Origin of the sequence: Metabacillus niabensis (assembly GCF_902829255.1) — a bacterium.
Taxonomy (GTDB): domain Bacteria; phylum Bacillota; class Bacilli; order Bacillales; family Bacillaceae; genus Metabacillus; species Metabacillus niabensis.
The window spans coordinates 1-3,845 of sequence record NZ_CADEPK010000309.1 but is presented as its reverse complement, the minus strand read 5'-3'; the positions used below and the strand labels follow the sequence as shown (position 1 = coordinate 3,845).

Genomic DNA, 3,845 nt, shown 5'->3' with positions numbered 1-3,845 from the left:
TAGATATAGTTGACAATTTTCTTTTCCTTCTTTACGATAGTTTATAATCAAAAGGAGGAATGAAAATGAATTGGAGCAAGTTGGCAGATGAAGTTTTACAAGGAAAGGTCTTATCAATGGATGAAGCTCTGGCAATTTTACAAAGTGATGATGACGATATATTACTCCTATTAAATAGTGCATTTAAGATTAGAAAATTTTATTTTGGAAAAAAGGTAAAATTAAATATGATTATGAATACTAAGTCGGGGTTATGTCCGGAAAACTGTGGATATTGCTCTCAATCTAGTGTATCAACTGCTCCGGTCGAAAGGTATCAAATGCTTGAGAAGGATACGATAATCGAAAAAGCAAAAAGGGCACATCAATTACAAGTTGGCACTTTTTGCATCGTTGCTAGTGGAAGAGGACCTACGAACAAAGAAATAAATCATGTTGCTTCAGTTGTTAAAGAAATAAAATCTGAATTTGGATTGAAGGTTTGTGCATGTCTTGGTTTATTAAAGTCTGAACAAGCGGAAAAATTAAAGGAAGCTGGTGTCGATCGATATAATCATAATATAAATACATCTAGGGAGTATCATCCTTCCATAACAACAACACATACATACGATGATCGAATAAAAACAATTAAATCAGTAAAAAAAAGTGGAATCTCACCATGTTCAGGAGTAATAATCGGTATGGGGGAAACAGTAGATGATGTAATAAATATGGCTTTTCATTTAAAAGAATTAAATGCAGATTCGATACCAATAAATTTTTTGCACGCGATTGATGGTACACCACTTGAAGGGACAAATGAATTAAATCCAAGATTTTGCTTAAAAGTACTTGCGTTATTTCGATTTATAAATCCAAGGAAGGAAATAAGAATTTCGGGAGGACGGGAAGTAAATTTAAGATCATTACAGCCTTTAGGGTTATATGCTGCTAATTCCATTTTTGTTGGGGATTATTTAACAACGAGAGGACAAGATAGTACTGCTGATCATAAGATGCTTGAGGATTTGGGGTTTGAGATTGACTTTCAACATGTGGAAACGAATAATAAAGCATCAGTAATTTCTTAAAAATAGTAGTGAAATGCTTTCTTTTGTAAGATTGAATAATTTTCAAATCAACTATTTAATTGAACGAAAGCTTTATGGTTTCTTTCCCTTAAGGAACAAGCTATAATAGAAAAATCTTGTCGATTGGGGGAATGGACGTGAAATCCTTTTATCATTACTTATTAAAATACCGTCATCCAAAGCCTAAGGATGATATAGCGAAATTTGCAAATAATGCATATCTTGATCATAGTTTCCCAAAAAACTCTAATGATTATAATGAATTGAGTTCTTATCTTGAAATGAATGGGAATTATTTACCGAGTATGTCAGTATTTGATGATGCATGGGAGCTTTATCAAATTGATATAGCAAAACAATAAAGTGAATCATTATCAACTTGCAATTAATATTTAGAGAGGAAGGCTTTATCTGTTTTCAATAGGTAAATTGCCTTCTTTTTTTCATTTGCCTATATCGAATAAAGAAAATTAGCATATACTATCATATCCAACGAATCACGACATAAAGGAGAGATAGTGAATGGGAAACATTAATCATCCAAATTATAAAATAGGAGACGTCGTCGTGATTACGTTATATGGAACTGTTGGGACAATTACTAAGGTTCATAAACTTGACCAGCACTTTGTTTATGAAGTGAATTATAGTGACATGTTATTTTTTGAAAATGTACTTCAATTGTATTCAGATTATGAGGGGACAATTATCGATGTTGAAGAAATTACGATTGATATCGACTATCAAATAGGTGATACAGTTCTAGTAAATGGATATGGAAAAACCTGTTTCCGGATTGTCGGCATTCGTATAGAAGCATGGAGATACGAAGACGATGGATGGGAAGAGGTTACGTATGAATTAACTAGATTATCGGATGGAGAATGGCTTGAAGCAACAGCTGATGAAATGACTTTATTAAATAGTTCTCCAAAGTCAACACTTTCAATTCTGCAAAAGCTTCAATATAAAACAAAGAAATCCAATGATTTAAAAGATTATTCCACTCTATTTACGAAGCCGATTAAACTAAAAAAGGCGAGAATAATCGATGAGAATCAGCATTATAAGAAAATGGTTGATGAGTTATTAGATATATATAATGACTATCAAACATTATATCAAATGTTTGAAAATCCTGAATATAAGGAAATTATGGTCCTAATTATGAATAGCTTGCAAAGACATAGTAAATCCAATGATAGTCAACATTAAAATAAGCAAGAAATCAACACATAAATAAAATAAGGAACACCAAATCCAACTATTATAAAAAATAACCCCTGAATAATTTTATTTAAAAATCGGTCAAATCCATCTCCATCGATAAATTTAAGAAAAGCTCTACTTAGTTTATTCTCTTCTATACTCATTTGGAATCGTTTGTTCATTCGCTTTTTCCTCCTTAAGCTTGTCTATGTAATCTATCTATATGAATCTATTAGCTCGTTATTCCAATTTGATAGATTTTTTCTTAAAAAATAGTTTCCAATTTCAAGACATATGTCCCACATAACGGACATAAACAATTAAGGGGGGGCGATATTGTGAAGGAAATTGAAGTAATTATTGATACTGAGGAGATTGCAGAGTTCTTTTACAATGAGCTCACTAAAAGAGGGTATGTACCTGGTGAAAGCGAGCTAGAAGAATTAGCAGATATAACGTTTGACTATCTATTAAACAAATGCATAATTGATGAAGATGTTGATTTTGACAATGAAGATTGACATGTAATAGCAAACTGACTGACTACCAGGAATTTTTCCACCTGATAGCTCAGTCCTATTTTTGTCTAACAAGCCCATTTTCAATGAATTATTTTGTTTAAAGTTGATAAAAATTTAACATCGCTTACTACATTTTTTGTAATATCAGCTTGTATATATGATAGGTATCGATCAAAATCTTTAATTTGATTAATGTCTTGGAACCAATCGACAGTTGAAGGTGATTTGTTTTGGATATTTCCCCATGCAACTTCAAGAGGTGGGCTATACGATTTGGCTGAATTGTAACTAGTTAATGAAAATATGTGTGGCCAATAATCACTCCTTGATGCTGTATGAGGTTGATTGGTAGCAAACTTTAGACATGATTTGTAATATTTTTTAGAAAACAGGATAGAGTAGAGACATTTTCCGATATTAATTCGTTTTTGTATGGAAGAAAAATCATGTATTTCAAGTCCAACAAGGGAGTAATTAGTTGAAAACAGATTGCGCTTGTATGGAAAAATCACATGAGTAAATCCTAATTTTTCTTGGATAACATATGCTAGCGTATGGAATAAGGAAGATTTTATGCCTTTTGTTGAAAATAAATGCTTTTCTATATAGTTTTGTTCATTTGTAATAAGTGAATAGGTAATAAAAGCTGAATTTTTTGTCTTGAAAAAGTATTCCCAAGCTGTATACATAAATTTAGATATATGAAGAAGCTTTAATAAATAGAAATAGGAGCTATTGTTCTGTTTGCTTTCTTCATATAAGAGAAGTTGTGGATAGGCATCTTGGAAAATAAGATAATTTGCATGCTCTAAAAAATGAAATAAGTCCACTCTCTTTTCCTCGTCTAGTAATCCTCCAACTAAGGTTCCCCTTAAGTCAGTCATATGATAACCACCGTTGCGTGACACCATATGGGCTAAAAATGCCCAATGAATTTCTGGATTTCGGTTGAAAAACTCGAGATATGCCTTTGTTCGTGTTACATTATTCACATTATTTATTTTTGTTTTATTCTCCACCCTTTCAACTAACTGACGTTCTT

The 3,845-nt window shown here is 31.8% G+C and carries 6 protein-coding genes; 4 read left to right on the top strand and 2 right to left on the bottom strand.

Annotation, left to right across the window (positions count from 1 at the left end):
* The first annotated feature begins 65 nt into the window (after positions 1-65).
* The 3 genes from bioB to HU235_RS17895 all read left to right on the top strand — a co-directional run bounded on the left by bioB (position 66) and on the right by HU235_RS17895 (position 2,288).
* A complete protein-coding gene (gene bioB, locus HU235_RS17905; RefSeq protein WP_095301276.1) occupies positions 66-1,073 on the top strand; it encodes a biotin synthase BioB in 1,008 nt (335 codons plus the stop codon).
* Positions 1,074-1,210: 137 nt separating this feature from the next.
* Entirely contained in the window at positions 1,211-1,435 is a 225-nt protein-coding gene (locus HU235_RS17900; RefSeq protein WP_095301275.1) for a YozE family protein, read from the top strand.
* A 160-nt stretch (positions 1,436-1,595) separates the two neighbouring features.
* Entirely contained in the window at positions 1,596-2,288 is a 693-nt protein-coding gene (locus HU235_RS17895; RefSeq protein ID WP_095301274.1) for a hypothetical protein, read from the top strand.
* Here HU235_RS17895 and HU235_RS17890 read toward each other — a convergent pair.
* Entirely contained in the window at positions 2,285-2,464 is a 180-nt protein-coding gene (locus tag HU235_RS17890; protein WP_095301273.1) for a hypothetical protein, read from the bottom strand. The two genes, HU235_RS17895 and HU235_RS17890, sit on opposite strands and share 4 nt — an antisense overlap.
* A gap of 156 nt (positions 2,465-2,620) precedes the next feature.
* Between HU235_RS17890 and HU235_RS17885 the strand changes: the two genes are divergently transcribed.
* Positions 2,621-2,803, top strand: coding sequence for a YozD family protein (locus HU235_RS17885; protein WP_095301272.1), 183 nt, complete (start codon positions 2,621-2,623; stop codon positions 2,801-2,803).
* A gap of 80 nt (positions 2,804-2,883) precedes the next feature.
* Here HU235_RS17885 and HU235_RS17880 read toward each other — a convergent pair.
* A partial coding sequence (locus HU235_RS17880; RefSeq protein WP_174881101.1) for a DUF2515 family protein occupies positions 2,884-3,845 on the bottom strand: 962 nt, incomplete at its 5' end.

What these genes read in the sequence shown, in the direction of transcription:
- bioB (WP_095301276.1), top strand. Translation starts at nt 66, where the DNA reads ATGAATTGGAGCAAGTTGGCAGATGAAGTTTTACAAGGAAAGGTCTTA.
- HU235_RS17895 (WP_095301274.1), top strand. Translation starts at nt 1,596, where the DNA reads ATGGGAAACATTAATCATCCAAATTATAAAATAGGAGACGTCGTCGTG.
- HU235_RS17890 (WP_095301273.1), bottom strand. Translation starts at nt 2,464, where the DNA reads ATGAACAAACGATTCCAAATGAGTATAGAAGAGAATAAACTAAGTAGA.